Consider the following 948-nt stretch of genomic DNA (forward strand, 5'->3'; position numbering starts at 1 on the left):
TACCAGCCCAAGCCAATGCAGCTGCAGACAGCAAAACCACCGTGACAGGGCTGCCAGTACCGCCAGCCAGCAGCCAGCTGACAAACCCAGAGCTGGAGTCCAAGCTCTTCTCCTGCGCTGAAGTAGCCCGGGAACTCAATTACCAGGAATCGACGATCCGCCGCTGCGCCAAAAAGTCCTGGCTGTGCGGGCCAGGGCCCTACCCCCTACGCGGCATCCCCAGCTTTTATGTGGTGACCAGACCCAATCCAGCGTGCGGACGCGGACACGGCTGGAAATTCCAGCGCATCAAGGCAACCTGCAACGCCAGCAGCCACTCGTCAGCGACCCAATCAAGGGGAAGAGCAAGACACAACAAGGCAACACAAAGCTGCCATAGACATAACACTTGCGGCCCAATGTGATCACAGGAGAATGATCCTGATCTCATCCCCAAACGACCTCCATGGCGATGCGACATCGGCCCGGAGCGGATCTCACCAAGGCACCTGACGGGAGTGAGTACGCAGACGATTTAATTGAGGTGCTGCGCTCCCAAGCAAGCGAAGAAGATGCCGATGGGCAACCGCTGTGGAACGCCGCCCAAGACTCGCCCGCCCAACCAAAACGCTGCGGTAGCAGCCGGCGGCAACAACAGCCACCCCGGCCCACCAAAACAAAACCTTTCTCCCCGCGGCCAAGCCGCCAGGAGGTTGAGCAACGTGTCGCAGAGGCTCAGCTGTGGATTGCCCAGCGCCTACCCCTGGTGGAGATTCGGGCCAATGCCCGACAAAACTGGGGGATCACCAACGTGCGCACCGTCAGCCGCTATCTCTCACTGGCACGGCAGCGCATGGTGGAAGAACTGATTCAAAACCGCCTCCAACACCAGGCCGAGCAGATCTACGGGTTAAACGAACTGATCCACCAGGCCATGGCCGCCGGCCAATTCAATGCCGCCGTAGGCGC

1 protein-coding gene is annotated in these 948 nt (G+C 60.2%); it reads left to right on the plus strand.

Annotated elements, in window-relative coordinates; genetic code table 11:
- Positions 1-445: 445 nt before the first annotated feature.
- Positions 446-948: hypothetical protein (locus C7K08_RS14550; RefSeq protein ID WP_106501183.1), on the plus strand; the 503-nt coding region annotated here is incomplete at its 3' end.

It is taken from the genome of Synechococcus lacustris str. Tous, assembly GCF_003011125.1.
Lineage (GTDB): Bacteria > Cyanobacteriota > Cyanobacteriia > PCC-6307 > Cyanobiaceae > Synechococcus_D > Synechococcus_D lacustris.